This is a genomic window from Photobacterium halotolerans DSM 18316 (genome assembly GCF_000425165.1).
Lineage (GTDB): Bacteria > Pseudomonadota > Gammaproteobacteria > Enterobacterales > Vibrionaceae > Photobacterium > Photobacterium halotolerans.
The window spans coordinates 117,432-142,290 of sequence record NZ_KE384325.1; the positions used below are offsets into that span (position 1 = coordinate 117,432).

General features: G+C 50.1%; 28 protein-coding genes. 19 read left to right on the forward strand and 9 right to left on the reverse strand.

What is annotated here, in order from left to right; all coding sequences use genetic code 11:
• Positions 1–11: 11 nt before the first annotated feature.
• Positions 12–731 (reverse strand): glycerophosphodiester phosphodiesterase family protein, encoded by a 720-nt coding sequence (locus H511_RS0121735; protein WP_027254243.1) that lies wholly within the window; start codon positions 729–731, stop codon positions 12–14.
• Between the two features lie 575 nt (positions 732–1,306).
• Between H511_RS0121735 and H511_RS0121745 the strand changes: the two genes are divergently transcribed.
• The 6 genes from H511_RS0121745 (at position 1,307) to aroG (ending at position 8,315) form a co-directional block, all read left to right on the forward strand.
• Positions 1,307–1,885 carry a nucleoside triphosphate pyrophosphohydrolase family protein gene (locus tag H511_RS0121745; protein WP_027254244.1) on the forward strand — a complete coding sequence of 193 codons (579 nt, stop codon included), beginning with the start codon at positions 1,307–1,309 and terminating at the stop codon, positions 1,883–1,885.
• A gap of 128 nt (positions 1,886–2,013) precedes the next feature.
• Positions 2,014–3,378 carry an MATE family efflux transporter gene (locus H511_RS0121750; protein ID WP_036760185.1) on the forward strand — a complete coding sequence of 455 codons (1,365 nt, stop codon included), beginning with the start codon at positions 2,014–2,016 and terminating at the stop codon, positions 3,376–3,378.
• A gap of 189 nt (positions 3,379–3,567) precedes the next feature.
• Positions 3,568–4,395, forward strand: a complete 828-nt coding sequence (locus tag H511_RS0121755; RefSeq protein WP_051288357.1) for an alpha/beta fold hydrolase — start codon at positions 3,568–3,570, stop codon at positions 4,393–4,395.
• A 24-nt stretch (positions 4,396–4,419) separates the two neighbouring features.
• Complete coding sequence (locus tag H511_RS0121760; RefSeq protein WP_027254247.1) at positions 4,420–5,355, forward strand: bile acid:sodium symporter family protein; 936 nt, start codon at positions 4,420–4,422, stop codon at positions 5,353–5,355.
• Between the two features lie 133 nt (positions 5,356–5,488).
• The gene (locus H511_RS0121765; RefSeq protein ID WP_027254248.1) at positions 5,489–6,985 is read left to right on the forward strand and encodes a cobyric acid synthase; all 1,497 of its coding nucleotides are present in this window, start codon (positions 5,489–5,491) and stop codon (positions 6,983–6,985) included.
• A gap of 274 nt (positions 6,986–7,259) precedes the next feature.
• Positions 7,260–8,315, forward strand: a complete 1,056-nt coding sequence (aroG, locus tag H511_RS0121770; protein WP_027254249.1) for a 3-deoxy-7-phosphoheptulonate synthase AroG — start codon at positions 7,260–7,262, stop codon at positions 8,313–8,315.
• A gap of 102 nt (positions 8,316–8,417) precedes the next feature.
• Here the strand turns inward: aroG and H511_RS0121775 are convergent, their stop codons facing one another.
• A complete protein-coding gene (locus H511_RS0121775) occupies positions 8,418–8,960 on the reverse strand; it encodes a DUF4136 domain-containing protein (RefSeq protein WP_027254250.1) in 543 nt (180 codons plus the stop codon).
• 108 nt (positions 8,961–9,068) lie between these two features.
• Between H511_RS0121775 and H511_RS0121780 the strand changes: the two genes are divergently transcribed.
• The 4 genes from H511_RS0121780 (at position 9,069) to H511_RS0121795 (ending at position 11,480) form a co-directional block, all read left to right on the forward strand.
• The gene (locus tag H511_RS0121780) at positions 9,069–9,578 is read left to right on the forward strand and encodes a hypothetical protein (protein ID WP_027254251.1); all 510 of its coding nucleotides are present in this window, start codon (positions 9,069–9,071) and stop codon (positions 9,576–9,578) included.
• Between the two features lie 103 nt (positions 9,579–9,681).
• The gene (locus H511_RS0121785; RefSeq protein ID WP_027254252.1) at positions 9,682–10,491 is read left to right on the forward strand and encodes a crotonase/enoyl-CoA hydratase family protein; all 810 of its coding nucleotides are present in this window, start codon (positions 9,682–9,684) and stop codon (positions 10,489–10,491) included.
• A gap of 66 nt (positions 10,492–10,557) precedes the next feature.
• Positions 10,558–11,136, forward strand: coding sequence for a rhomboid family intramembrane serine protease (locus tag H511_RS0121790; protein ID WP_027254253.1), 579 nt, complete (start codon positions 10,558–10,560; stop codon positions 11,134–11,136).
• An 11-nt stretch (positions 11,137–11,147) separates the two neighbouring features.
• Entirely contained in the window at positions 11,148–11,480 is a 333-nt protein-coding gene (locus tag H511_RS0121795; protein WP_027254254.1) for a DUF1840 domain-containing protein, read from the forward strand.
• A gap of 1 nt (position 11,481) precedes the next feature.
• On the opposite strand, the gene H511_RS0121800 is transcribed toward H511_RS0121795, so the two are convergent.
• Positions 11,482–12,123 (reverse strand): DJ-1/PfpI family protein, encoded by a 642-nt coding sequence (locus H511_RS0121800; RefSeq protein WP_036760187.1) that lies wholly within the window; start codon positions 12,121–12,123, stop codon positions 11,482–11,484.
• A 228-nt stretch (positions 12,124–12,351) separates the two neighbouring features.
• On the opposite strand from H511_RS0121800, the gene H511_RS0121805 reads away from it, so the two are divergent.
• Positions 12,352–12,963, forward strand: coding sequence for a helix-turn-helix domain-containing protein (locus H511_RS0121805; protein ID WP_248616638.1), 612 nt, complete (start codon positions 12,352–12,354; stop codon positions 12,961–12,963).
• A 101-nt stretch (positions 12,964–13,064) separates the two neighbouring features.
• Positions 13,065–13,400, forward strand: a complete 336-nt coding sequence (locus H511_RS0121810) for a tRNA-binding protein (protein ID WP_027254257.1) — start codon at positions 13,065–13,067, stop codon at positions 13,398–13,400.
• A gap of 59 nt (positions 13,401–13,459) precedes the next feature.
• On the opposite strand, the gene H511_RS0121815 is transcribed toward H511_RS0121810, so the two are convergent.
• Positions 13,460–14,224, reverse strand: a complete 765-nt coding sequence (locus H511_RS0121815) for a class I SAM-dependent methyltransferase (protein WP_027254258.1) — start codon at positions 14,222–14,224, stop codon at positions 13,460–13,462.
• 38 nt (positions 14,225–14,262) lie between these two features.
• On the reverse strand, positions 14,263–14,898 hold the full coding sequence (locus H511_RS0121820; RefSeq protein ID WP_202602085.1) for an HAD family hydrolase: 636 nt from the start codon (positions 14,896–14,898) through the stop codon (positions 14,263–14,265).
• A gap of 169 nt (positions 14,899–15,067) precedes the next feature.
• On the opposite strand from H511_RS0121820, the gene H511_RS0121830 reads away from it, so the two are divergent.
• Entirely contained in the window at positions 15,068–15,736 is a 669-nt protein-coding gene (locus H511_RS0121830) for an alpha/beta hydrolase (RefSeq protein ID WP_027254260.1), read from the forward strand.
• Between the two features lie 44 nt (positions 15,737–15,780).
• Here the strand turns inward: H511_RS0121830 and H511_RS0121835 are convergent, their stop codons facing one another.
• A complete protein-coding gene (locus H511_RS0121835; protein WP_027254261.1) occupies positions 15,781–16,161 on the reverse strand; it encodes a PH domain-containing protein in 381 nt (126 codons plus the stop codon).
• 168 nt (positions 16,162–16,329) lie between these two features.
• On the opposite strand from H511_RS0121835, the gene H511_RS23930 reads away from it, so the two are divergent.
• Positions 16,330–16,782: an AraC family transcriptional regulator gene (locus tag H511_RS23930; protein WP_051288358.1), complete on the forward strand. Its 453-nt coding sequence runs from the start codon at positions 16,330–16,332 to the stop codon at positions 16,780–16,782.
• A 93-nt stretch (positions 16,783–16,875) separates the two neighbouring features.
• Here H511_RS23930 and H511_RS0121845 read toward each other — a convergent pair whose 3' ends face one another.
• Both H511_RS0121845 and H511_RS0121850 read right to left on the reverse strand, forming a co-directional pair.
• Positions 16,876–17,853 carry a hypothetical protein gene (locus H511_RS0121845; RefSeq protein WP_027254262.1) on the reverse strand — a complete coding sequence of 326 codons (978 nt, stop codon included), beginning with the start codon at positions 17,851–17,853 and terminating at the stop codon, positions 16,876–16,878.
• 163 nt (positions 17,854–18,016) lie between these two features.
• Entirely contained in the window at positions 18,017–18,595 is a 579-nt protein-coding gene (locus tag H511_RS0121850; protein WP_420028987.1) for a glutathione peroxidase, read from the reverse strand.
• Positions 18,596–18,862: 267 nt separating this feature from the next.
• On the opposite strand from H511_RS0121850, the gene H511_RS0121855 reads away from it, so the two are divergent.
• The 3 genes from H511_RS0121855 to H511_RS23935 all read left to right on the forward strand — a co-directional run bounded on the left by H511_RS0121855 (position 18,863) and on the right by H511_RS23935 (position 21,580).
• Positions 18,863–19,084, forward strand: coding sequence for a hypothetical protein (locus H511_RS0121855; RefSeq protein ID WP_051288360.1), 222 nt, complete (start codon positions 18,863–18,865; stop codon positions 19,082–19,084).
• A 314-nt stretch (positions 19,085–19,398) separates the two neighbouring features.
• Positions 19,399–20,448, forward strand: coding sequence for a hypothetical protein (locus tag H511_RS0121860; protein ID WP_027254265.1), 1,050 nt, complete (start codon positions 19,399–19,401; stop codon positions 20,446–20,448).
• Between the two features lie 49 nt (positions 20,449–20,497).
• Positions 20,498–21,580: a hypothetical protein gene (locus H511_RS23935; RefSeq protein ID WP_155804990.1), complete on the forward strand. Its 1,083-nt coding sequence runs from the start codon at positions 20,498–20,500 to the stop codon at positions 21,578–21,580.
• On the opposite strand, the gene H511_RS0121870 is transcribed toward H511_RS23935, so the two are convergent.
• Positions 21,572–22,456: a LysR substrate-binding domain-containing protein gene (locus H511_RS0121870; protein WP_027254266.1), complete on the reverse strand. Its 885-nt coding sequence runs from the start codon at positions 22,454–22,456 to the stop codon at positions 21,572–21,574. The two genes, H511_RS23935 and H511_RS0121870, sit on opposite strands and share 9 nt — an antisense overlap.
• 181 nt (positions 22,457–22,637) lie before the next feature.
• Between H511_RS0121870 and hisC the strand changes: the two genes are divergently transcribed.
• Together hisC and H511_RS0121880 are read left to right on the forward strand one after the other, a co-directional pair.
• Positions 22,638–23,723, forward strand: a complete 1,086-nt coding sequence (gene hisC / locus H511_RS0121875; RefSeq protein WP_027254267.1) for a histidinol-phosphate transaminase — start codon at positions 22,638–22,640, stop codon at positions 23,721–23,723.
• A gap of 33 nt (positions 23,724–23,756) precedes the next feature.
• Positions 23,757–24,530 carry an ABC transporter substrate-binding protein gene (locus H511_RS0121880; RefSeq protein ID WP_036760193.1) on the forward strand — a complete coding sequence of 258 codons (774 nt, stop codon included), beginning with the start codon at positions 23,757–23,759 and terminating at the stop codon, positions 24,528–24,530.
• The last annotated feature ends 329 nt before the right edge of the window (positions 24,531–24,859 follow it).

Here is a 24,859-nt window from a genome sequence, read left to right on the forward strand (position 1 = left end):
CCCGGCTGATGTCAGGAAAGAGGAGGGAGCAGAAGTGGTGGATTGTCAGTAATGATGATATCGACGCCCCACTGGAAAAACTGGGCAACCAATTCCGGTTTATTCATGGTCCAGATATGAAGATCCAACCCGGCCTGCTTAATCTCGCTGGCCAGCGTTTCGTTCAGTAACCGGTAGTCCAGATGAACACTGAAGAGTTCAAGCTTCTCTGCCAATGCCATCAGATCGTCCGGCACGCTGTCGCAGATCAATCCTCGGCGGATATGAGGCATCATCTGCTGGCAACAGGCGACAGCGTGAGCGGAAAAGCTCGACAGTATCAGCGATTCCGCCGGGAAGCCATTGGCCGCAATGGTGTCTGCAACCTTGCTGACCAGCAGCTCGGTGTCTGCTTCATCATGAAGCTTGATTTCCAGGTTGAGCTTAAGTTGCTGTGTACGGCAGGCAGTGAGTGCTTCATCCAGCGTCAGAATGCGTTCGTTGGCAAAGTTGGTGCTAAACCAGCTACCGGCGTCAAGTGCTTTCAATTCAGCCAGATTCAGTTCACGCACGCAACCATGGCCGTTGGTACAGCGGTTCACTTTCTTGTCGTGAAACATGACAGGGATGAAATCAGCACAAAGCTGGGTATCCATTTCAACCCACTGAATCTGATGTTTAGCGGCTTCCTGCAAGCCTGCCAGGGTGTTTTCAGGAGCCAGCGCTGCGGCTCCGCGATGTCCGGAAATCATGTGTGATCAGTACCATCAAGAAAAAGAGACAGGTAAAGACTGTATCTGTGAGTATGCGCCGGGATTATAACAGTTCAATGATGGAAAACGTCCAAGTGTTGTTCAGCGCTCAGCTGTCGCCGCACCCACATAACTGCCGAGTTTGATGAAATAGTGTTTGTTGCAACGGCTGCACTGGAACTTATGACTGTTTTTGTTAAGAATTTTATCTAACATCGTTCGGCGAATACGCAGAGGAACACTTTTGCTTTTGCAATGTGGACACATAATCGTGCTTTTTTCTATGAAATCGTGGGCGTATTGTATTCGACAAACGAATCAGTTCAGTGATTTATGTCACAAATCACTATTGCATATGCGGCAGGGTGTAATGCATAAGTTGAATATTGCCAGGGTTTCATTTGACCGCGGCGCTATCGTATTTTTGTGGCCGGTCAAGAACAATGAAAGCTGGGTATGAGTGTGATACCATTCGCCGACTTTTAACCGTGTAGCTGGCGGCGCCACCTTCATTGACTGGGGATGCAGCGACTTTCCGCTTCGCACGATGACGATTGATTGATGAGGAATTTAGTATGAAACTGACTGTGCTGGATCAGGCATTGTTTGACCACTTGTATCGTGACATTAGAGAGTTTCGTACTACGTTTGATCTGGACATTGAAAATCCATCGACGCTGAATGAGCAAATGGACCAGTTACATACCTCACTGGCAGTAGAAGAGCTGACGGAACTGGCGGAAGCTGATTCTCTGGTTGAACAGGCTGATGCCATTGTTGACACTGTCTATGTGCTGATGGGCCGACTGGTGCACCTGGGTGACAGCAAGGTGCAGGATAATCCGGGTATCAGTTATATGATTGATCTGTTGCTGCAAATTGCCAAACGACTGAATATCGATTTTGTTCCCTGCTGGGACGAAGTGCATGCCAGCAACATGAGTAAGGTGTGCCGTAACGAGCAGGAATTTGCGGAAACACAGGCGTTTTATGCCAAGCAGGGCGTAGAGATCACGGGTAACCAGAAAGGCGATTACATCATTGCTAAATGTGCCAGAGATGTAGAGCTGGAAGACAAAGTGATACGCCAGGGGAAAGTCCTGAAATCTGTGTATTATCGTCCTGCCGATCTGGTGACATTAGTAACTAACTAATTTCTGAGTTTCATCAGCGCTTGATCCCTGCCACATTGGCGGGGATTTTTCCGACTACTTTGACGCACTGTCTTCGAACTGACGTACCAACCCTTTACACTTTTCTTTTTTCTGACGAATTTCTGACTATGCCCCAATCTAATGCCACTGATTCTACCCATACAGGTTCGCTGTCGCGACAGCTGTTTTCCATGACCTGGCCGATGATGTTCGGTGTGCTTTCGTTGATGAGTTTTCAGCTGGTCGACAGTGCTTTCATCGGACAGCTGGGCGTATTGCCTCTTGCTGCGCAGGGTTTCACACTACCAATACAAATGATCATTATTGGTCTTCAGGTTGGCCTGGGTATCGCCACAACGGCGGTGATCTCACGGGTGCTCGGCAGCGGTGACGAGCAGCGTGCCAAGCAGTTAGGCGGATTGGTTGTTCTGACCGGTGCACTGATCGTTGCTGTTGTCGGGATAGCCCTCTGGTTATTGAGAGGACCGATTCTTTCATTGCTGAGCGCTCCGGACAATGTCCGGCCACTCATTGATGCTTATTGGCCATACTGGCTGTGCAGTGCCTGGCTGGGTGCCATGGTCTATTTTGCCTACAGTTTGTGCCGTGCTAATGGCAACACTGTGTTACCCGGCATCATGATGGTGGTGACCAGCGTCCTGAATATGGTGCTGGATCCGCTCTTTATTTTCACGCTGGATCTGGGACTTGCCGGAGCTGCAATAGCAACCATAGTGGCCTTTGCCATTGGTATGCTGGCGATGTTTCCTGTCGTAATCAAACGGCACTGGATGTCGCTGGACTGGCAGGGTTTGCAGGTTATGGCATCGATAAAAGAGCTCCTGAACATTATGGCGCCCGCCATGCTCAGCCAGCTGATGCCGCCGCTGGCTTCCATGCTGGCAACAAAACTGGTGGCCGGGTTCGGTGCTGCTGCCGTTGCCGCCTGGGCGTTAGGATCCCGACTGGAGTTTTTCTCTATTGTAGTGGTACTGGCGCTCACTATGTCTATGCCACCTATGGTGGGCCGTTGTCTGGGCCGGAAAGACATGGCGTCAATTACGGCATTAATCCGGCTGGCGGTGAAATTTATCTTGGTCTGGCAGTTTGCGATCGCTGCGATTTTGCTGATGTTGTCGGTATGGCTGCCGTCCGTGTTAAGCAGTGATCCATCCGTCAGCCAGCTTCTTTCTCTTCATCTTCGCTGGGTGCCCGTCAGCCTTGGTCCGCTTGGGGTGTGTATGCTGATGGTGTCGGTGAGTAATGCGCTGGGGATGCCGATGCGGGCCTTGGTGATTTCCTGTTTAAGGTTATTTGCCTGTTTCCTTCCGTTGATCTGGCTGGGCGCGCATTTTGGCGGAATAAAGGGCCTGTTTATCGGGTCGATGTTTGGTAACCTTGCCGCCGGATTGATGGCCTGGCTGTGTTTCCAGCAAGGCATGCATAAAGTGGTCGCGAAATTCACACCTGCGACTATGGCAGAGCAGAATTAATACCAATCTGAATAAGTCAGTGTTCAGATCATTGCGCAGGAAAAATCGCTTAGAACAAGGCATGGATTGCAGCTCGCTGGTGGTTCTAACGACAAAATCCATAAAGCCGTGATTTGCGGTTTTAACCAGCAAGAATGATCAAAGACTTATGCAGATTGGTATAAGTACAAAAGAAGACTTGGAGCAACAATGAACGGTATTTCCCCGCAGCAAAGGCATCGATTTAAGAGCATCAGTTATCAGGACATTGGGCAGGGTCCGGTGATCCTTCTCGGCCATGCTTACCTGTGGGACAGCACTATGTGGCAACATCAGACAGCAGCGCTCAGTCAGTCTTTTCGTTGTATCGTGCCGGACTTCTGGGGACACGGCGAATCCGATGCTGCTCCGTCCGCCAGCGCAACACTGGCAGATTATGCCTGTGTGATCAATGAATTGCTGGAACACCTTGGCATAGAACAAGTGGGCATTGCTGGCCACTCGCTGGGCGGGAGCTGGGCGATTGAACTGGGTGTCCTGGCCCCCGCGAAAGTGAAGGCCCTGGCGCTGCTGGACAGTTTTGCCGGCCTGGAGCCTGAAGTGGTTAACCTGAAATATCAGGCGCTGTTACGGGAGGCAGAATCTGCTCAGTGTTTCAGCCAGGCATTTATCGATTTCTTTACCCCTTTACAGTTCGGCCAGGATGCAGAACAGCGCCAGCCTGAACTGGCTGCGCCGTTTCGTGCCCGTTTAGCGCAATATCAGGGCGGTTCGGTCAGTGCGCTGGCACAGGCTGGGCGCATGTGGTTTGGTCGCCGGGACAGTTTTGAGGATGCCGAAAACTTTGCGCTTCCATGCCTGCTGTTAGTGGGCGTGCAAGACAGAATTCGTTCTGTGCTGGAATCGAACCTGATGCTGGATGGTGTGACAGGAAGCCGTCTTGAGCTGATTGCAGAGGCGGGCCATTTAACCCCTCTGGAACAACCGGAAGAAGTCACAGGCCATTTACTGCCATTTTTCCGGCACACCATGGAATGACGTGAGAGTAATTGAGAGAACAAGATGCTAGGGATTGTGATCAGACTTTTTCCGCTGTGGGCCGTGCTGCTGTCCGGTTATGCCTATGTTCAACCGGCTTTTTTTGTTGAGCTGAAAACCGCAATCGTGCCTTTGCTGACATTTGTCATGTTAACAATGGGGCTGACGCTGAAAACGACGGATTTTCTGGCGGTCGTACAGAATAAACGTGCGGTGAGTGTCGGCGTACTGCTGCAGTTTACCGTCATGCCGCTGGTGGCCATAGTGCTCAGCCTGGCATTGGGCTTTAACCCTGAGCAAACCGTCGGTATGGTGTTGGTGGGCAGCGTCGCCGGTGGTACTGCATCCAATGTGATTTGCTACCTCGCCAAAGGGGATGTTGCGCTGTCTATCACCATGACGGCGATGTCGACCTTACTCGGTGTGTTTCTGACACCGCTGCTGACCGGCTCCCTGGCGGGGTTGAGTGTCGAAGTTCCTATGATGGCGATGCTCTCCAGTCTGGTAAAAATGGTCTTGCTACCTGTGCTGGGCGGGGTGCTGATTAATCATTTTGCAGCGGGTTTCACCCGCCGGCTTGTGCCTGTATTGCCTTTGCTGTCTGTGGTTGCCATTGTCATTATCATTGCGATTGTCGTGGCGCTCAATGCTGACAGTCTGACGCAAATCGGGCCGGTGATTGCACTGGCGGTGATTCTCCATAACGGGATTGGTCTGGCTGCCGGGTATTTTTCCTGCCGCTTGCTGGGATTCAGCGAGACAGTCTGCCGTACTATTGCCATTGAGGTGGGTTTGCAAAATTCCGGTCTGGCGACGGCACTGGCGATGAAATTCTTTTCCCCGGTTGCGGCGATACCCGGTACGCTGTTTTCAATCTGGCATAACATTTCAGGTTCAATGCTGGCGGCGTACTGGTCTAAAAAAGCCCCGGCTGAAAGTGTGGATCCGTTAGCAAGCTGAATCAACAGGAATAGCCAAAAGCAGTCAGTGACCATCACTGGCTGCTTTTTTCATTGAACCGCCTTTCTGGCATATCCGACACGACGCCAAACGATGAGTTACGGTGTCACTGACATTCAACGAGAGAAAAGACATGCAATCAACAGTTCGTGCCCTGATGGTTCAGGGGACTACATCTGATGCAGGAAAAAGTGTGCTGGTTGCCGGATTGTGCCGGGTGCTGGCAAGAAAAGGCATTCAGGTCGCGCCGTTCAAACCGCAGAACATGGCACTGAACAGTGCTGTCACCGCTGATGGCGGTGAGATTGGTCGCGCCCAGGCAGTTCAGGCCTTCGCCTGCGGCATTGAGCCAACAGTGGATATGAATCCGGTGTTGCTCAAACCGAACACGGACACTGCCGCCCAGGTGATCGTGCAGGGCAGGGCGGTCGAGGACATGGATGCCATTGGCTTTCAGGGCTACAAGCAGTTTGTGTTGCCCTCTATTCTGGCATCTTTCACCCGCCTGCAGCAGAGCTACGACACCGTGGTGATTGAAGGGGCCGGCAGTCCGGCTGAAGTCAATCTGCGCGAAAACGATGTCGCCAATATGGGCTTCGCCGAGCCTGCCGATGTGCCTGTCATTATCGTGGCTGACATCGATCGCGGCGGCGTTTTTGCGCATCTGTACGGCACGCTGGCGTTGTTGTCTGAGTCAGAGCAGGCCAGAGTAAAAGGCTTTGTCATTAACCGTTTTCGCGGCGATATCACCTTATTGCAATCCGGGCTTGACTGGCTGGAGCAGAAAACCGGCAAACCTGTGCTGGGTGTATTGCCTTATCTGCATGGCCTGATGCTCGAAGCGGAAGATGCGATTTCTGTCCAGCAGGTGGCAAAAGTAGACAAACCCCTGCAGGTTGTGGTGCCTGTGCTAACCCGAATCAGTAATCATACCGATTTTGATGCACTGCGGATGCACCCGCAGGTCAATGTTCACCTGACTGGCAAAGGGGAGCCATTGCCTGCTGCCGATCTGATTATTCTGCCCGGCAGCAAAAGCGTGCGCAGCGATTTAGCTTATCTGCGTGAACAGGGCTGGGATAAGCAGATTGCCCGGCATCTGCGCCTTGGCGGCAAGGTTATGGGAATTTGCGGTGGTTACCAGATGCTGGGCGAATGGGTCTCCGATCCGCATGGCCTGGAAGGGGAACCGGGTCAAAGCCCGGGGCTCGGTTACCTGCCTGTGTCGACCGTGCTGGAGCCCGAAAAGCAGCTCAAACGCTCTCAGGGCACACTACGTTTGCCTGGCATGCCGTCGGTTGAGGTCAGTGGTTACGAAATTCACGCCGGGGTGACATCAGGTGTGACGCTGGACTCAGCACCGGTTCATTTGCACACAGACAGCGGAAGTATTGCCGACGGTGCAGTTGGTGTCGATGATCAGGTTTTCGGTACTTATTTACACGGCGTGTTTGATAAACCCTCAGCCTGCAGCGCTATTTTGAACTGGGCGGGTTTATCAGACTGCCAGACGCCAGACATGGATCAAATCAAAGCGGAAAACATCGAACGGCTGGCTGATGAAATCGAAAAGCATCTCGATCTGGCTGCACTTTGGCCTGAATGGAAACATTTGTTTCAAAAGGCATAATTTTTCTCTGAAAACGCAATCTGCTGCATAACAATTGAAAGGCAGAGTATTTTAGGGCGATACAGGAAAAATGCCCGTAAATATCGTCTCACAGGTCTGTGTTGGCGAATGGCATGAAAATCAGGCTGAAAGTGTCAGAATAGCGTTTGTCATTCATTTTCAATTAGCGTTTGCACATGCAGGATGAAGGCGATAAGTTAAATGCCTGTTGGAGTAGATGATCGGCCTGATACTGACCATATCAGGCCACGATATGTAATTGGAAGTAAGCAGTATGCACAAAACAGACGACGTAAGAATTAAAGAAATTAAAGAATTATTACCGCCAGTTGCGGTGCTGGAAAAGTTTCCGGCCACTGAAAACGCATCTGAAACTGTTTATGAAGCGCGTAAAGCCATTCATAACATTTTGAATGATGAAGATGATCGCTTGCTGGTAGTGGTTGGCCCTTGTTCCATTCACGACACCAAAGCGGCTATCGAGTATGGCTCCCGCCTGAAAACACTGCGTGACGAACTGAAAGATCGTCTGGAAATTGTTATGCGTGTTTACTTTGAAAAGCCACGTACCACAGTTGGCTGGAAAGGTTTGATTAACGACCCGTATATGGATGACAGCTTTCAGTTAAATGACGGCTTGCGCATGGGCCGTAAACTGCTGCTCGATTTGACCGATATGGGCATGCCGACAGCCGGTGAATTCCTGGACATGATCACACCACAGTATATGGGTGATCTCATCAGTTGGGGGGCAATCGGTGCGCGTACTACTGAGTCTCAGGTTCACCGTGAACTGGCCTCAGGTTTGTCTTGTCCGGTGGGATTTAAAAACGGTACAGACGGCAATATCAAAATTGCCACTGATGCTATCGGTTCCGCCAGTGCGCCACACCATTTCCTTTCGGTCACCAAGTTCGGTCATTCCGCGATTGTATCGACGGCGGGTAATGAAGACTGCCATATCATTCTGCGCGGCGGTAAAGAGCCAAACTACAGCGCGGAGCATGTGAATGCGGTGGTTGATCAGCTGGAAAATGCAGGTCATCGTCAGAAAGTGATGATCGATTTCAGCCATGCTAACAGCCTGAAGCAGTACAAGCGCCAGATTCTGGTTGCAGAAGATGTGGGTCAGCAGATTGCCAGCGGCAACAAAGCGATCTTCGGGGTGATGATAGAAAGTCATCTGGTTGAAGGCCGTCAGGATATTGTTGATGGTAAGGTGGCCACTTACGGCCAGAGCATCACGGATGCCTGTATTGGTTGGGAAGACACTGAAAGCGTGTTGCGTGAGCTGGCAGAGAAAGTCGAGCAGCGTCGTCAGAAGTCATGATCTGATAGCGGCGCTAGCACTCAGTGCCAGCGATGATTGAAAAAGCGAGAGTCTGACCGGACTCTCGCTTTTTTGCATTCAGGTATGGCGTTTGAGGTGATATCAGCCGCCCTGACCAGGCGGGTACTGTGTGAACATTTCGCTGACCTGTTCCTGTATGAAGTTGTCTCTGGCTGTCGGGGTCATGCTTTCTGTCAGCTGGCGGCGGGAAATAGAACGCCAGATGACTTTGTTGGTTTTGTTATCAATTAATTCAACGATCAGCTTGCCATAGGTGTATTCACGAAACCGGACAGGGGCTGAATAGGCAATGCTGCTGTAGCCGTAACCGACACCGAATCCGAATGAGGTGCCGTAAGAGTCAAAATCTGTCATTTCCCGGATATAGGGGTGAACCGTGATATCAGCCTTTGGCTCTGTTTCCTGTATTGGCTGTAAGCCTTTGTATCTTAATTCCCGTTTGATGGTGTCTTCCAGCCGCGCTTTATCAAGGCTGACAATCGAGGATTTTCCGGGTTCAGCAAACTGGAAGGTTTTGTATTGGTTAAAGTCGACGTTGGCATTGTAGTCAGTGGACACCTTGGCGCTACACCCGCTCAGCAGGATCAGGATGCTGGGAATAAATATCAGTAATAAAGCTCTCATGCCATTACCCTCGCTATCTGATTGGATCCCGGTTGCTTTGAGTATAGCGTTTTGGCGGCTTCTATAATCAATACATCTGACACTGACATTTTTCATCCGGGAGCAGTAATGAAAGTCGCAGGTGGTTGTTTTGCTGTGCTAATCATCTTCGTTGCTGCTGGTGGCCGCCTGTTGGCGGAAAATCCTGTGGCAGAGAGAGCTGAGACAGACATTATCAGTCTGTCAGTTCACTTTATCGATCAGACCAGAGCAAGTGATGCCGAATCAGACAAAGCAGAACGGGCAGATACATCAGCGATCCCCGGCCTTCTTTTTCATCCGATTGACGGCTATGCAGAGTACGAAGGTATTTGGTGCCTGTCCGGTGATTTTTCAGCTGAAGACTACCAAGCGCGCATTCAGGCGTTTTGTCGTCGTCAAAAGGGCCGGATGGAAGGGGAATGGTGCCAGGCGGCAGATGTACCGCTCTTTAGTGCTTCCATTGCCATGACGGGGCAAAGGTGCATTCCGGCAGGTGAAACCGCGGTTGTACATGTTTATCAGCCGCTTACCAGCCCGGACTCTGCCAACTGGCAGCGATTTGCTGATGTCATGGGGTATCAGGCTGTAAAGAAGTAGCGCCTGTGTGGCACCGGCCAGAGTTTCATCATCTACCAGCTGATTTTATCAATCAGTCAGGTACACTTATCTGGACTGACCAGATAACAAACAAGGATGTAACATGTCAAACTGGCAACGGCTTTTGGTAACAGAAGAAGAGGGTATTGTAACTGTCTCGTTAAACCGGCCCGATAAACTGAATGCGCTGGATATCAGGTTATTCAAAGAACTGGATAGCGTCAGCCGGTCTTTGCGCAAGCGAAAAGATATTCGTGCCATCATTCTGACCGGTGAGGGCGGTAACTTCAGCAGCGGCCTGGATGTTAAGAGTGTGGCGACCTCACCGGGTAAGGTCCTGGGGGTGCTGAAGAAATGGATGCCGGGCAATGCCAATCTCGCCCAGCGGGTATCGCGCAACTGGCGCCGGATTCCTGTGCCAGTGATTGCAGCGATAGAAGGCCGCTGTTACGGCGGTGGCATGCAGATAGTGCTGGGGGCCGATTTTCGTTTTGCCACACCGGAAGCAGAACTGTCGATCATGGAGATACGCTGGGGTCTGGTGCCAGATATGGCGGGTTTGCTGTCACTGCGCGAGTTGGTGGCAAAAGATGTGGCAATGAAGCTCACTATGACCGGCGAAATCGTATCCGGCTCTCGCGCACAGCAACTTGGCCTGGTCACGGAAATTCATGATAACCCACGCCAGGCTGCGCAAGTGCTGGCTCAGCAGTTTTGTCAGGCGTCGCCAGATGCGATTGCTGCCATCAAATCCACCACAACCAGCAGCTGGTCACGCAGCGAACGGTATTTGCTGGCCAGAGAAACCATCAGCCAGCTGAGATTGATCCTGGGGAAGAATTTTCACATCGCCGGGTACAGGCAGCGTAATAAAGCAGATAAACCCTATCGGCAACGCCAGTCATTTTGGTAATAAATCCATGGGCTTATCTGTTCAGCAGGCTTATACTTTCTAAAGACCCCTCTGAAGGAGAACCTGTTGGATCAAAGTAATAAAGACACTATCTGTTTTATTGGCGCGGTCGTCGTGGTTTGTTTTGCTGTACAGGTTGTCAATGTACTGCTGAATGGTTATCTGCTGGATTATGGCCTGCTGCCAAGACACCTGAACCATGCGATAGGCCTGGTAGCCTATCCGTTTATCCATGGCTCCTGGGCACACCTGTTCAGTAATATGGTGTCATTTTCAGCCCTGGCTTATCTGGTGTCGCGTTCAGGGGCAGCCAGACTGATTTCTGTTTTTATGATCAGCTGGGCGGTCAGCGGGGCAGGCGTGTGGTTATTTGGCCGCATGCATTACCACATAGGTTTAAGCGGTATTATCTACGGGCTCTGGGCGTACCTGCTGGTTTATGCTGTACTCAGGCGGAGCTTAAAGTCGATGGCTATTGCTTTGATTGTGATGTTTTTTTACGGTCCGATGCTGACGGGGATCATTCCTGCACATAGCTGGATAAGCTACGAAAGTCATTTGTCCGGCGCACTGGCCGGTGTGATAGCCGGCTATGTGTTTGCCCGGCGAGATAAAGCCAAAGCCGTAGCCAATGTTGAACAATAAGAGGACGACGTATGTTAATTACCTTTCACTCCCAAGCCAGTGCCAACATCACCATGTTTGGCGATGTGGCAAAACAACTGATCCATATGATGGGATACTGCGAAAATATTCCCGGTATTATTGATGTTGATGACGTGCCGCAAGCGTTGTTGAATCTGCAAAGTAAGCTGGCAGAAGCGGAAAAGCAAGAAGCGGCACAACAGGCTGACACAGAAGCGGAAGAGGATCCCTGGGAAGATAAAGAACCACAGATCAGCATGATGACAAGAGCCCGACCGCTGATTGAGATGCTGGAATCAGCCATCGCGGATGAGGTTGTGGTGATGTGGGAATCAGACGACTGATTCACTCGACCAGATGAAGTGGTGCAAAAGGATCGTCGTCCGGATCGTTGCGCCACAGGTATTCTGCGTCAATGGCAACCTTACGTGCCGCTTCCTCTCCCATTAAAAAGGCGATGAGGCCAAGTGACATATCCAGACCTGCGGCAGTACCGGATGAGGTGAAGGTGTTCTCATCCTGAACCCACCTGGCGACAGGTTGCCATTTCACGTTATGGTTGAGCTCACTGACCCAGTGATACTGGTGTTTGCTGGTGGTGGCGGCTTTGTGATCCAGCAGCCCGGCCTGAGCCAGCAGTGCCGATCCGGTACAGACGGCACAGCGAATTCGGGCTTTGCGGCCCTGGCGGCTTATCCATTGGATCAGCTGAGGGTGATTCAGACTGGCTTTGACACCTTTGCCACCGGGCACCAGTAACAGATCGCAGAACAGATCGTCATTAAAGTCGGCCTCGGTCATCAGGCTGACACCCTGCTCACTGATAACGGCTGAGGCGTTATCAGAAACCAGAGTCACTGTGATCTCCTCTTCGAGCGCGTTCAGCAACGTTAGTGGGCCACTGACATCCAGTAGGCAAAAGTCCGGAAATAAGGGGATCACAATACTGATTCCACGCTGTTTGTCTGGGGCAAGGGCTTCTGTCATCCTGTCACACTTTAAATTGCTCAACCTAACGTAAAGCATAGTTGTTTAACTGGTTATCCAAAAAAATCCTGTCAGATCTGATGCAAGATTTTTATGGTAGGCAGCGTTTAATACAAAGGCATAGTTCATATGACGGTCAGGCTATCCATTCGAAGTTACTCCCTGGTGATACGTGCTCATTTACATACGTATCATCAGTTAGTGCTTCCTCTTCATGGCAATATAACCATGACATTGCCTGATTTTTCAGGAAAGGTCGGGCCCGGGCAGTGCGTGGTTATCCGGGCGGAAAAAGTGCATGAATTTAAAGCGGATGAAAAATGCCGCTTTCTGGTTGCAGATTTGGATAGCTTGCCAGAGAGCATGCAGCAGTTAGCCCGACCTGTGTTTGCGACCTCGCCTGAACTGGTCGCCTATTGCCAGTTTCTGGAGCTACAGCTGGCACAGTCGGCACAGCCCGGTTTGATAGAGTCAATGTCAGCGCTCTTTGAGCACTTATTGCAGAATCAGGTCATTCCCGCTTGTCGTGATAGCCGGATAAGTGAAGCCGTACGCTTTCTTAATGAAGATATCAGTCGAACGCCGTCCCTTAGCGAACTGGCGGCACTGGCCTGTCTCAGTCTCAGCCAGTTCAAGACGCTGTTCAGACAGCATATGGGAATAACAACGGGGCAGTACTTACTCACTCAGCGCATGACAAAAGCCAAAGCGCTGCTGGCGCATTCAGATTTACCAGTTTCCCTGATTGCCGAGCGGGTAGGTTTTACGGATGTGTCAGCATTCAGCCGCCGTTTTTCGGCGTATTGGGGGGAAACGCCCCGACAGATTCGCCGACGGTGAGAGTCCGGCTTCTGGCAACATTAAACCGGCTTTTCAGCAAAAACGACGGAATAATTCTGCGTTAATTTCTAACCTCTTTTCATCAGTGAGGCAGGAAAAATATGGATATTTGCTGGCAGGATTTCGAAAAAGTGGATCTCAGAGTCGGACAGATCATTGCCGTTGAAGCTTTCCCGGAAGCAAGGCGGCCGGCGTATAAGCTCTGGCTGGATTTTGGTGAGGACATAGGCCAGCGCAAAAGCAGTGCGCAAATTACCGACTTGTATGACGCAACAACGCTGGTTGGTAAAAAGGTAATGGCAGTGGTTAACTTTCCGGCCAAGCAGATCGGCCCCTTCATGTCGGAATGTCTGGTCACCGGATTCTACCGCGAAGATGGCTCTGTCGTGCTGGCGGTGCCGGATCAGGATATTCCCGTCGGTGCGCGGCTCGGATAAAGCGGCCAGCAAGCGGTCAGGACAAACAGCGGATACAGTACCCGCTGTTTGTGGATGATTCATGATTTGCAGACTTTACCCAGATAGAGGTAGGTGTCGTACTCGAAGGTCAGCTGCCCGTCGACCTGGTGGGCGTTAAATAAAACCGTCAGGGCATCAGTGAGCGCATGGTAAGCGGCGCTGTCTTGTGGCGGACAATAAGAAGCCGAACGCACTCTGCCGATAAAACCGTCTAAATCAAAATATTGCCGGTATTCAAAGGCCAGTTTTTGCATTTGGCCATCGGCAAAGAAATGACTGAGATCGCCGTCGGTCAGATTCATGTGATTGACGCTGGTGTAATCTGTGCCGTACTGGGTCAGCAGGTCATCATAGTGCTGCTGAATCGGCGTGGAGAGCTTGCGCTGGTTCCATATTAATGCGAGATGCGCGCCTGGTCTGGCAATACGCTGAAACTCGCTGCGGGTTTGCTCATTGCAAAACCAGTGGAAAGATTGGGCGGCGGTGATCAGATCAATGGACGCATCGGCCAGGCCTGTGCGTTCAGCAGGTGCGGCCAAACTGGTGTAGCCGGCGTATTCTGCCAGATGCTGATCAGCTGCAAACCGCATGGCGTCATTGGGTTCAACGGCGCTCACCTGAAGTCCTTTATCGAGCAGCATTTTTGTCAGTATACCGGTACCTGCGCCAATGTCGGCTACATGTGACTGGTTATCGAGACGGGTTTGGGACACTAACGTCTCGATCAAGGCCTGCGGGTAGCCGGGGCGATATTTCAGATAGTCATCAACCCGGTCTGAAAACCGTTCTGTATTCCTTGTCATAACAGAGGATTCCTTGCGTTTAGTGATACGATTACCGGTTACTGAACCAGTTGCAGCCATTGTGCTGGTGTGTCAAACAAATAGGCGGGATGTTCAGTTTCCAATTCCTTGCTTGATCCATAGCCCCAGAGCACACCGGCAGACTGCAGGCCATTTTTGTGGGCCGCTGTCAGGTCAACCGCTCTGTCGCCAATCATCAGGGAATGCTGGCTGATAGTGGCTCGCTGCCGCAAGTCTTGCAGTTGCTGCCACTTTTCAATCCCGACATCGCCACCATTGATAAATTCGAACAGGCTGTCCAGGCCGAACAGCGTCAGAATCTGTCTGGCAAAGTCAGCACGTTTTGATGTGCAGATACCCATACGTATTTTCTGGTTGTGCAGGGCAAGCAGGGTGTCTTTCACGCCGTCATAAAGCCGGTTTTCAGAATAACCTATGTCTGCGTATCGCTCGCGGTAGCGGGCCACCAGATCGGCGATGAACTGTGGGTCATGATTGCCCGTTAACGCGATAAAGGTTTTGTCCAGCGGCGGGCCAATGTAGCTGGCTATCTCTTGCTCGGGCAATGCAGACAGTCCGAAATGGGTGAGGGCGTAATTGAATGATTTAACGATCCCCTCTTTGGGATCACTGAGGGTGCCGTCCAGATCAAAAATCAGTATGTCATGTTTCAATGTGAGGTCCTTCATGTAGAAAATCGTCACTCTTCGAACGACTTTTGTCTGTATTCACGGTTTTCCTTTTGAATGCTTTGCGTCTGATTGTATATGAGAAATGCGTGCTGGTCAGCATTGGCGAACTTGCGTAACATGGACAACAGAACTGATTGATAAGGAATTTATCATGCCTCAATTAGACTGCGTTGAAGTCAATCCTAAGGTCAAACCCACTGCTTCTGTTATCTGGCTGCATGGATTGGGATCGAATGGCCATGATTTCGAAGCCATTTTACCTGAATTAAAGTTACCTGCTCATTCCCCTGTGCGCTTTATTTTTCCTCATGCACCGTCGATGCCCGTGACGGTTAATGGTGGAATGGTGATGCCGGCCTGGTACGATATTCTCGAAATGGGTATCGGCCGGAAATTGGACAAAGAACAATTGTTGGAATCTGCCGACAAAGTGGCGGATCTGATTGACCGTGAGCGTGGCCGGGGCATTGCGAGTGATCGGATCATTCTGGCCGGCTTTTCTCAGGGAGGAGCAGTGGCCTATCAGGCCGCGTTAACCTATCCGCACCCATTGGCCGGTTTGCTGGCGCTGTCCACCTATTTTCCGACCGCTAAAAGCATTGATGTGGCACCGGCTAATCGCCAACTGCCTATCGAAGTGATGCATGGTAGTTATGATCCTGTGGTGCTGCCGTCCATGGGGAAAGCGGCAGTAGAGGATTTACAGGAGCTGGGTTTTCACCCTCAGTGGCGGGTTTATCCGATGGAACATCAGGTGTGTATGCAACAGGTTAAAGATATTGCAGACTGGCTGAAGCACACCTTAAATATTGATAATTAGCCTCGCTTGTTCTCCGGCTTGTTACTGATCTGACTGAGCCGGGACTATTTCCCGGCAATTTTATTGGCAAGCAACCCTTGTAGCTGGTAGATATTGGTTTTGCTGCCAAATTCCATACCGATTGGATCATGCTGGCCTGAAATCCAGATTTTCAACTCTGCGTCTAAGTCAAAATTGCCCGTTGATTCAACCACAAACATGGTGATCGACTTATAGGGTATGGAGCGATATTCCACTTTTCGCCCTGTCATACCTTGTTTGTCTATCAGCATTAAACGGCAGTCGGTCAGGATCAACATGTCTCTTATCAGTTTGTAGGCCAGCTCAATCTTTTCATTGGGCCCCAGAATGATCTGAAGCTCTTGCGTTGCTTCAGGAATCGCCATTTCGCCGGCATTGCCCAGTAGTTTATCCAGTAGCCCCATTGTGTTTTCCTTTTTTATCATTGAGTTAATCAGTCATTTGCTTTGTGTGACGCTGATTAAACAATACGCATCAATGCCGAAATATACCAGTTCGCTACATTGACAGATCAGAGGTGACTTGTATATTTATACAGTGCTTTTTTGTTGCTCATTAACCGGAGAATGATAATGCAAAAGGAAAAATTGTCGGCGAACTGGCTGGCTTATGTCGAAGTAAAGGGACCATACGGTGAGAACTATGATCCTGCATTACATACCTTGTTTGGCTGGGCGGCGCAGCAAGGGTTGCAGGGAGGACAGTGTATTTTCGTCTACCTTGATGATGTGGAAAAAACACCACCGCAAGAATGCCGCACCCGTGTCGGTATCACTGTGCCTGAAAGCACCCAAGTAGAAGGCCCGATTGCGCTGACTCATTTACCGGGTGGCGATTACGCAACGTTACGCAAACAAGTGACGGACAAAACGCAATACGGGATGTACTGGCAGCAATTACATCAGGAGGTGGCGGCAGACAGCAATCTGCAGTTTGATTGTGGGCGACCGTGCTTTGAGCTGTACCACAGCGTTGATGAAGACAATGATATTTGTGATACCAGTTTCTGTATTCCGGTTAACTAGGTTATTACCGTTGTCATCGCAGCCACCCGCCCAGGTGTAATATCGGGGCTGGTGGCTGAAACTGGATAACGGGAGGCAAGGAATCAGAACAAATCAGCGTTTATCTAAATCCATGTATTCCAGCATTTCAGATAACTGCCGGTTGCGTTCAGCCGTGAGTATTCCCTGCCAGTCCTGAATGGTCAGGTTAGTGTTCAGAGAAGCCAGCATCATTGCGGTTTGCTCTCTGTAAATCAGCCAGGCTCTTTGTACACTTTCAACATCCTGAGCGGTAACTTCCAGATTAAAGTCTTCAATCGGCCCCATTTTCAGGCGCTGAATCAGGTGGTCATAAGTCTGGCTTAATGTGGAATCGGCTTCATCTAACGATGGAATGTCTTCTGGCTGGCTTCCCGCTAATGTGTCCAGAATTTGCGACAGGTATCTGTCGTTTTGGTTCGCCACTGATTCAATGCGAAAAGCCGTATGGCTGCTGCCACCATGAAGTTCTTCGTGCATGGCTCTGTGCTCAAAGAAGTCTTCGGCCATTCTGACCGCATTTCTGATGGTCTGCTGCTGAGAAGCCGAAAGCTGCCGGAGAGCGGTATCCTGTCGCTGCTTTCTCTCGATGTATTGTTCACCGGCAAAGCGATTGGCACAGAATGCCGAGCCAACACCGCTAGTGATGTACTGGCACAAATCAAATGTGAATGGCTGGTTATGTTGCCAATGATCAAACGCATCCTGCACAGCATACTTTTCTTCCGCAGGCGCAAATCCGCCTTCGCAGATGAGCTGTAGCGTAAGCTGATTTTTTTCTGTCAGGTGGTACGTTGAACCCGTTGAGACCTTCTCTGCTATTTCCCACACTTGATACAGTGTGTTATCAGCCTGTGCCTGAAGATAAGCCTCCCGGTCTGCCGGCGTTAGTGCTGCCAGTTCAATATGGCCCACTTGTGAACACATCTGTTCAGTGCTGAGCTCTGGGCGATTGTCAGCCAAGGCTGAAAACGGGTAAACAACGGAAAGCGTAATAAGAGACAGGGCTGAAGCCTGAATTAAAGGGATACCTTTGATGGTGTGTCCTGACATGGTTACGATGCGATGGAACGTAAAGAATGGCGATAAGATCGCAGGTTGTTCGTGAAAGAACAAGGGGTGAAATCAAAAATAAGCCGGAAAATGGCAAAGCGTTGGCCTGATGCGATTCGGGTCATAGAAAAAAGTCGCAGCAGGCCAAAAACAGGCAGTCGGGTTACTGAGCTTGCGTCAGTAATTGTTCGATACTTTGCGTCAGCTTAGGATCGTTCGGTTTGGTCGTACTGGCAAAAACGGTGAATACTTTGCCATTGCGATCGACCAGATATTTGTAGAAGTTCCATTTGGGTGTGATGCCTGAGTCGTTGGTCAGTTGCTTAAACACAGGGTTGGCGTCGCTGCCGCGAACAGCGCTGCGATTCATCATGGGAAACGTGACGCCGTAATCCAGATAGCAGACTTTTGCCGTGTTTTCTTCATTGCCTCTGTCCTGGAAGAAGTCGTTGGACGGGAAACCGATAACAGCAAACCCCTGGTCTTTGTAAGTCTGATACAAAGTTTCAAGCCCTTCGTACTGAGGGGTGAAACCACACTGGCTGGCGGTATTCACTACCAGCAGAACCTGACCTTGAAATTGCTGGCATAAATTCACAGAGTCTGCGCTGTTGAGTTTAGTGAACTGATGATTTAACAAGGGCGGACATTCAGGTTCAGCGGCTTGCACAGTGGTGAAAGTCGCTGATGCAGAGGCCATAACAGTCGCAAAAATCAGGTGTTTAGTCATTGAGCGGAGCATAAGTGAATCCTGTCGTGTGAATCAGCCACAGCCGATAGGCCATTTAAAGCTGTATGTTGATAAATTCTAACGTCTTATCGCAGCATTGCGAGACATTCATCAGGTTTATTTGGCATGCAGGAAGAATTGACGTAGAAAGTCTTTGCAATTCGGCAGACAAGTTTTAACGTGTGGCTGTTATTGATAGATACCCTAATTATAGGAGGACGTTTGAACAGACCAAAAAACAGCGGATGGCAGCGACTGCTGACGGCTTTTCAGTCCGTGATGGACTATCAACAGAGAATCTGGGTCGTCAACGTCCGCGAAAGCCGTTTCCAGGATGCGTCATTCATTGTGAGTGAGGACAGCTTTACAACCCCGCTCCAGTGGATGAGCAAGAAAGGTTACAGCGAAGCGATGCTGAGTGACGTAGAGGGTATGAAGCGCTCTCAGGTGCTTGAGTTTACATTAGGCGATAGCCAGCATCGTGTTATGCGGGTGAAATAACTCGGCTTTCTGTTGTCTTTGTTTTCTTTGTTCTCTGGTGCTGTTCAAGACAGGCGCTGTTTAAATCATTCTGCTTTCTTTAATTGTCTGAAAAATAAGTCAAATTCATAAACTATCAAACATTTTCCCTTTCGAAAGTGCGCATGTTTATGCGTTCTTGTGCTCATTTTGTTATAAAAAAGTTATGATGTTGATCAAATTTATAACATAAAGAAGATAAAAAATGCTCGTAGTCGCAAATACTAGATGCAGTGCAATTGAACTGACTGTTGCGCCACATCAAAGAATAGTATTGATAACTAAGAAGAATGACTATGAAGACACTTTCTATCTACCTCACCTTTGCATCACTCCTTGCGGCCGGCTCTGCTCAGGCTGCGATGAGCGATTACAAACTCGTATTGGTTCATGGTTTCCAGCCTGGCCAGTTGCAATCTAAACCCGACAGCAGTCAGGTTAATCTGGACGGGGCCTCGTACTGGCAAGATTATTGGCAATCCCGTGCCGATGCCCGCATTGACTGGCCTTCTCAGGAACGGATTACGGGAAAAATATCGACAGATTACGTATGGCCTAAGCTGAAGGCTTTCTCGGAGCAAGGCTTATGTAAACCGGGGTGTGTGTTTGTCACTCATTCAACCGGTGATCTGGTGACACGCTATCTGATTGATAACCAGGCTAACTGGCTGGAAAATGCCGGTCTGGAACCCCTTAATATCGTTGCAACATTTGATTTTGCAGGTGCTGGCGGCGGATCTGAATTAGGTGACATGGCAGTGAATGTTGCTGAAGGCAGCGGTACCTGGAACAGCATGCTGAAATACGCGGTCTCTTTGTGGCTGGGAGAAACACCCAGCAGTAATAATACGGGCGTATTGAACGACCTTCGTGTTGCCAATGCGCGTCAGCTTGCGGCCTTGCCGGACAGCCGAGTACCCAGAATTCGCTTTACCGGTGACAGCAGTGATTATCTTGGAGTTACTTCAGGGTATCTGCCTGGTAATGATGACGGGGTAGTGGCCAGTCATTCCGCATGCGGTGCCAGTAACGCGGGGGATTTTAACAGTTGTTCTGTGAATGTGGGTTATAACGGTAAGCTGGCGACACAGTCTCGAGGTGTCAGCCAGTTCATGCCTTATCACTACCCATTGCTGATGGGAGAAGGGTACAGCCACAGTGGCCTGATCGATAATCAGCATGAAGGGCAAGTCACAACGGCTGCGGAGCAGGTCAGCTTGCTGGATGGAAAAAGTGTCCGCGTGAATTATACCGATGAGTGGTATTGGCTCAATGGCGCCTATTACCGTTATGTCGATGGATCAGACACCCTGACTATGTCTGAAATTGTGCATTCTTTCTTATGATCTCTTCATGGCTTTGGCGCAGGCCAAAGCCATTCTCAGCAGGTTAGCTATGAAAAAGAAAAGGATGATAGCCGCTGTGCTGCCGGGTACCGCTGTTTTGCTGTTGGCTATCTATAGCATTTGGCCAGCTCAGCACACGGATACGGAATCTGTGCAGGTTGCAGCCAGAGAAACTGTTAGTACCAGTAATATGGCCGAGCCGGTGGCACCCCGGCCTGTAATAGTGAAATCCCACTTATCGGCTCCAGATAACAGAGAAGCAGCATCTGAGCGCAAGGAGATAACGCTTCCCGTCAATATGGCTGAGCAGTTTGCTTTGATTTCAAGCGTATACGCCGCAGAGCTGACTTATCCGTCTTACTCCAGGCCGCTATCGGTTCAGGATACTCAGTGGCTTGAGCCGAACCGGTATGTACCGGTGCAGGCGCCCGTCATGGACGGCAATCATACTGCGTCGTTATCTCCTGATGCCTTCCGGCATTTTTATCCGGCCCCCGTGAGCCTGACGGTGCAGAGCAGTTTGCCGGTCGAGTCGGTATCTGTTGAGTTAATTGATATAGACACACAGCAAAAGCTGGCCGCTGAACAATCACTGGGCAACAAGATTGTCTTTGAGCCTGACGAGAGCTGGCCGTCAGAGATACGTGCCAGGGCAAACATTCACTTCACAACCGGGTCAGACATACTCACCGCTGATTTTCGCTACTACGTACCGGTAGCAGAAATTGTTTCGGTGGGTAAGCCTGTTTCCGAGCGTGCTGATGTGAGCATTCCGGTCACCTTGTTAGTCAAGCGTGAAGGGATATACCGTGTCAGAGCCAACCTTTATACACTGAGCGGGAAGCCTGTCGCCGTTCTGACCGCCAGGCAATCGCTTTCCACCGGTGAACACGCTTTAACACTGAAAGCGCACAACAGTGTCCTGTCCGGCACAGATGACTATGAACTGAGAACGTTTCAGGTGGAGAAAATGTCGGGCTTTCCCGGCGAAAAAACGGAATATGGCATCAGCCAGAAACCCGTCTGGCCATTGGGCACCATAGACGTGTCTCTGTTGAGCCATGAACCGTACACCCCTACGCCGGAAGAGCAGCAACGCATGCAGTTTTTGCAGTCTGCCGCCTCAGACTGAGGCGGGCGGAATGTCACTGAGAATCCAGTCAAACAGCAGAGACAAGGATGCATTCGGGGTCACGTTCGGCCGAACCAGATAATACCGCTTACCCGAAGGCACACTTTGCGGACAGGGCATGATTAACCGGCCTGCATCTAAGTCCTGCTTGGCCAGCTCAACATCGCCTACCGCGATACCAAAGCCCTGAATGGCCGCGCTGACCGTCAGATCGAGCGTGGCAAACCGCTGGTTCTGGATGGCGTGTTTTCCTGCATAGCCCATGTGTGTCAGCCATAACCGCCAGTCGGTATGCTGTGGTGTTGCATGCAGCCAGGTATGCTGACTGAGCTGCTCCGGCGAAACGGGCAGTTGAGAGTGCTGAAATAAAACCGGCGAGCACATGGGTGACAAGTATTCATCAAACAGACGAAAGGCTTTTACTTCTTTATGGGGAGGTTGATCGTCATAACAGATTGCCGCATCGAAAGGTTCGGATGAGAAATTCACGCTGTGCATGATAGCGGAAGTTAACTCGACATCAATGTCAGGATGGGTCTGCTGAAATGACATCAGTTTTGGCAGCAACCAGGAGGTAATACAGCTGGGCGCTTTCAGCTTGATTTGCTGTTTCTCATTCGACACCTGATCGACCGCCTTTTGCAGTTGGGTCATGACATGCTGCACCATGGGCAAAAAAGCCTGCCCTTTGCTGGTCAGCGTCAGCCCGCGGGCATGGCGCTGAAACAGTCTGACTTTCAATTGTTCCTCCAAAGCCAGAATCTGGCGGCTGACGGCACCTTGGGTGACATTCAGATGCTTGGCGGCCATTGTGAAATTTAAGTGTTCAGCGGTTATCAGGAAAGCCTGAAGCTCTCGGGTTGAAGGTAGGCGCATTGGTGAATCAAACCTCTCAAGCTATGCGTTTTTCTCATGGCTAGTATGCCGACTTTTCGATTCTTATTTCAAATTTATTTGTTTAATTTATGTAAAAGGAAATATAAAGATCCTCAGGTTGAATGATTAATCATAAATCTGGGCTTAATTTTGTTATTCATGCATTGCGAAGAGGTGTGTTGTGACGTCGCTAGCTACGAAATTAGTGCCAGAGGTAGTAAAAAACCTCATACCCTATCAGTCTGCTCGCCGCATCGGCGGGAAAGGGCATATCTGGCTGAATGCCAACGAGCTGGAGCAGAGTGAGCGTTACGGCGAATCAGAGAGTTACAATCGCTACCCTGATTTTCTTCCGCACGTTATTGAAAATGCATACCTGGAATACAGCAAAAATGCCATGGGTGGTGCAGCGTTGCAATGTCAATCGCTGGCAGTTCGCGGGGCCGATGAGGGAATCGATTTATTGATTCGGACATTTTGCCAGCCGGGTAATGATCAAATTATTGTCTGCCCGCCTACCTATGCAATGTATGAGTTCTGTGCCGATTCGATTGCAGTGAACACAGTGAAAGTCCCCTTGGCTGAGGACTTCAGTCTGAATGAGGAGGCGATTACCCCTCACCTGAAAGACAGTAAAATTCTGTTTTTATGTTCACCTAACAATCCGACAGGTAACGTTATTCCTCACGAGCAAATCGTGGCTTTGCTTGAAGCAAGCAAAGAGTCCACCCTGGTGGTGGTTGATGAGGCCTATATTGAGTTTGCACCGCACACCAGTGTGGTTGATCTGATTGCCGATTATCCGCATCTTGTTGTGATTCGCACCCTGTCCAAGGCTTTCGGACTGGCCTCGATCCGAGTGGGATTTTTACTGGCTGATACGAGTGTGATGGATTATGTTGCACGCTTGATTCCGCCTTATCCGATAGCGGATCCAAGTGCGCTGGTTGCCAAAAAAGCGCTACAGGAAGAAGGGCTTGCGGCCATGCGTCGTCAGGCGGATGAGCTGGTTTCCATTCGAAACTGGTTTGCTGAAGAAGTGGCAGGGCTGGCTTTTGTCGAGCAGGTGTATCCGTCTTCCACCAATTTTGTGCTGATTAAATTCAGTACCGACGATTGCCTCTATCAGTACCTGCTGCAAAAAGGCATAGTCACCCGTAATCAGGCTCATGACCCGCGCTTGGCTCGCTGTGTCCGTATTTCTATCGGAACCCGAGCCAGCATGCAAGAAACACTGGATGCGTTAAAAGAGTATCCATTAAATTAAAGAATAAACACGACAGTGTAAGAGGGGATAACAATGAAAAAGCAACTAGGTCTGGGTCTGATCCTGGCAACAGCAATGATGGCGAATGTTCAGGCAGCGGATAAACCGGTACGTTTAGCATCCGATTTTACTTACCCGCCATTTAACTACAAAGACGCGAATGGTACTCCGAAAGGGTTTGATATTGAAATTGCCGATGCGCTCTGTGAGGAAGCGAAACTGGACTGCGTTTGGGTAACGCAGAGCTGGGACGGTTTGATTCCGTCGCTGTTAGCCCGTAAGTCAGATGCCATCATGGCATCCATGCGTATCACAGAGGAACGTAAGCAGCGGGTATTGTTTACCGACAAGTATTATCAGACTCCGGCCCGGTTTGTTGCTCGTAGCGATGCTGGTATCAGCATAGATAAAGCCGGCCTGGAAGGGAAAAAGATCGGTGTTCAGCTGGGCACTATTCATGACCGTTATGTCACTGACATGTATGGCGATGTAGCGAAAATTCAGCGTTACACAGGGCAAGACGAAGTGTATCTGGACTTAACTACCGGCCGTCTCGATGCCGCCTTTGGTAACTCGGATCAGCTTGCGCTGGCTTTTCTGGAAAAAGAGCAAGGCCAGAATTTCGAGTTTGTCGGTGAAGCGGTCACAGACAAAGCCTACATTGGCGAGGGAACAGCCCTGGCATTGCGTAAAACAGACAAAGCTCTGGCGGATAAATTCAACAAAGCGATTCAGGCTATCCGTGAAAATGGTACCTATGACCGTATTGCCGGTAAGTACTTTAAGTTTGATATTTACGGTGAGTAAGGGTTTCCGTTTACTCTCTGAAAAATCCGAAGCGGTTGCTTCGGATTTTTTTTTGCGCTGGGGTTGGGTGAGTTTGTCGCGCATTGGGTTCTGTGGCTCAATTGACATTGTCTGATGCGCGCCAGGTACTCTTTTAAGGCAAAAATGTATGGTCCGCCCCGTTTTTGCAACTACAATTTTAACGGGAGTGGTTTGCGCTAATGTATTCGGAGTCTCTCTTGGAAGCTCTCGCATTCCAGCTCCACGATGATATCTGCGCCAGATAATCCTTAAAAGAGTAAATGCATCTAAGTGCTATTTTTGCCGTCAGGTTACATATCTGGCCGATT

Coding starts and splice junctions, on each gene's coding strand:
- H511_RS0121735 (WP_027254243.1), bottom strand. CDS start 731: ATGATTTCCGGACATCGCGGAGCCGCAGCGCTGGCTCCTGAAAACACC.
- H511_RS0121745 (WP_027254244.1), top strand. CDS start 1,307: ATGAAACTGACTGTGCTGGATCAGGCATTGTTTGACCACTTGTATCGT.
- H511_RS0121750 (WP_036760185.1), top strand. CDS start 2,014: ATGCCCCAATCTAATGCCACTGATTCTACCCATACAGGTTCGCTGTCG.
- H511_RS0121755 (WP_051288357.1), top strand. CDS start 3,568: ATGAACGGTATTTCCCCGCAGCAAAGGCATCGATTTAAGAGCATCAGT.
- H511_RS0121760 (WP_027254247.1), top strand. CDS start 4,420: ATGCTAGGGATTGTGATCAGACTTTTTCCGCTGTGGGCCGTGCTGCTG.
- H511_RS0121765 (WP_027254248.1), top strand. CDS start 5,489: ATGCAATCAACAGTTCGTGCCCTGATGGTTCAGGGGACTACATCTGAT.
- aroG (WP_027254249.1), top strand. CDS start 7,260: ATGCACAAAACAGACGACGTAAGAATTAAAGAAATTAAAGAATTATTA.
- H511_RS0121775 (WP_027254250.1), bottom strand. CDS start 8,960: ATGAGAGCTTTATTACTGATATTTATTCCCAGCATCCTGATCCTGCTG.
- H511_RS0121780 (WP_027254251.1), top strand. CDS start 9,069: ATGAAAGTCGCAGGTGGTTGTTTTGCTGTGCTAATCATCTTCGTTGCT.
- H511_RS0121785 (WP_027254252.1), top strand. CDS start 9,682: ATGTCAAACTGGCAACGGCTTTTGGTAACAGAAGAAGAGGGTATTGTA.
- H511_RS0121795 (WP_027254254.1), top strand. CDS start 11,148: ATGTTAATTACCTTTCACTCCCAAGCCAGTGCCAACATCACCATGTTT.
- H511_RS0121800 (WP_036760187.1), bottom strand. CDS start 12,123: ATGACAGAAGCCCTTGCCCCAGACAAACAGCGTGGAATCAGTATTGTG.
- H511_RS0121805 (WP_248616638.1), top strand. CDS start 12,352: ATGACATTGCCTGATTTTTCAGGAAAGGTCGGGCCCGGGCAGTGCGTG.
- H511_RS0121810 (WP_027254257.1), top strand. CDS start 13,065: ATGGATATTTGCTGGCAGGATTTCGAAAAAGTGGATCTCAGAGTCGGA.
- H511_RS0121815 (WP_027254258.1), bottom strand. CDS start 14,224: ATGACAAGGAATACAGAACGGTTTTCAGACCGGGTTGATGACTATCTG.
- H511_RS0121830 (WP_027254260.1), top strand. CDS start 15,068: ATGCCTCAATTAGACTGCGTTGAAGTCAATCCTAAGGTCAAACCCACT.
- H511_RS0121835 (WP_027254261.1), bottom strand. CDS start 16,161: ATGGGGCTACTGGATAAACTACTGGGCAATGCCGGCGAAATGGCGATT.
- H511_RS23930 (WP_051288358.1), top strand. CDS start 16,330: ATGCAAAAGGAAAAATTGTCGGCGAACTGGCTGGCTTATGTCGAAGTA.
- H511_RS0121845 (WP_027254262.1), bottom strand. CDS start 17,853: ATGTCAGGACACACCATCAAAGGTATCCCTTTAATTCAGGCTTCAGCC.
- H511_RS0121850 (WP_420028987.1), bottom strand. CDS start 18,595: ATGCTCCGCTCAATGACTAAACACCTGATTTTTGCGACTGTTATGGCC.
- H511_RS0121855 (WP_051288360.1), top strand. CDS start 18,863: ATGGACTATCAACAGAGAATCTGGGTCGTCAACGTCCGCGAAAGCCGT.
- H511_RS0121860 (WP_027254265.1), top strand. CDS start 19,399: ATGAAGACACTTTCTATCTACCTCACCTTTGCATCACTCCTTGCGGCC.
- H511_RS23935 (WP_155804990.1), top strand. CDS start 20,498: ATGAAAAAGAAAAGGATGATAGCCGCTGTGCTGCCGGGTACCGCTGTT.
- H511_RS0121870 (WP_027254266.1), bottom strand. CDS start 22,456: ATGCGCCTACCTTCAACCCGAGAGCTTCAGGCTTTCCTGATAACCGCT.
- H511_RS0121880 (WP_036760193.1), top strand. CDS start 23,757: ATGAAAAAGCAACTAGGTCTGGGTCTGATCCTGGCAACAGCAATGATG.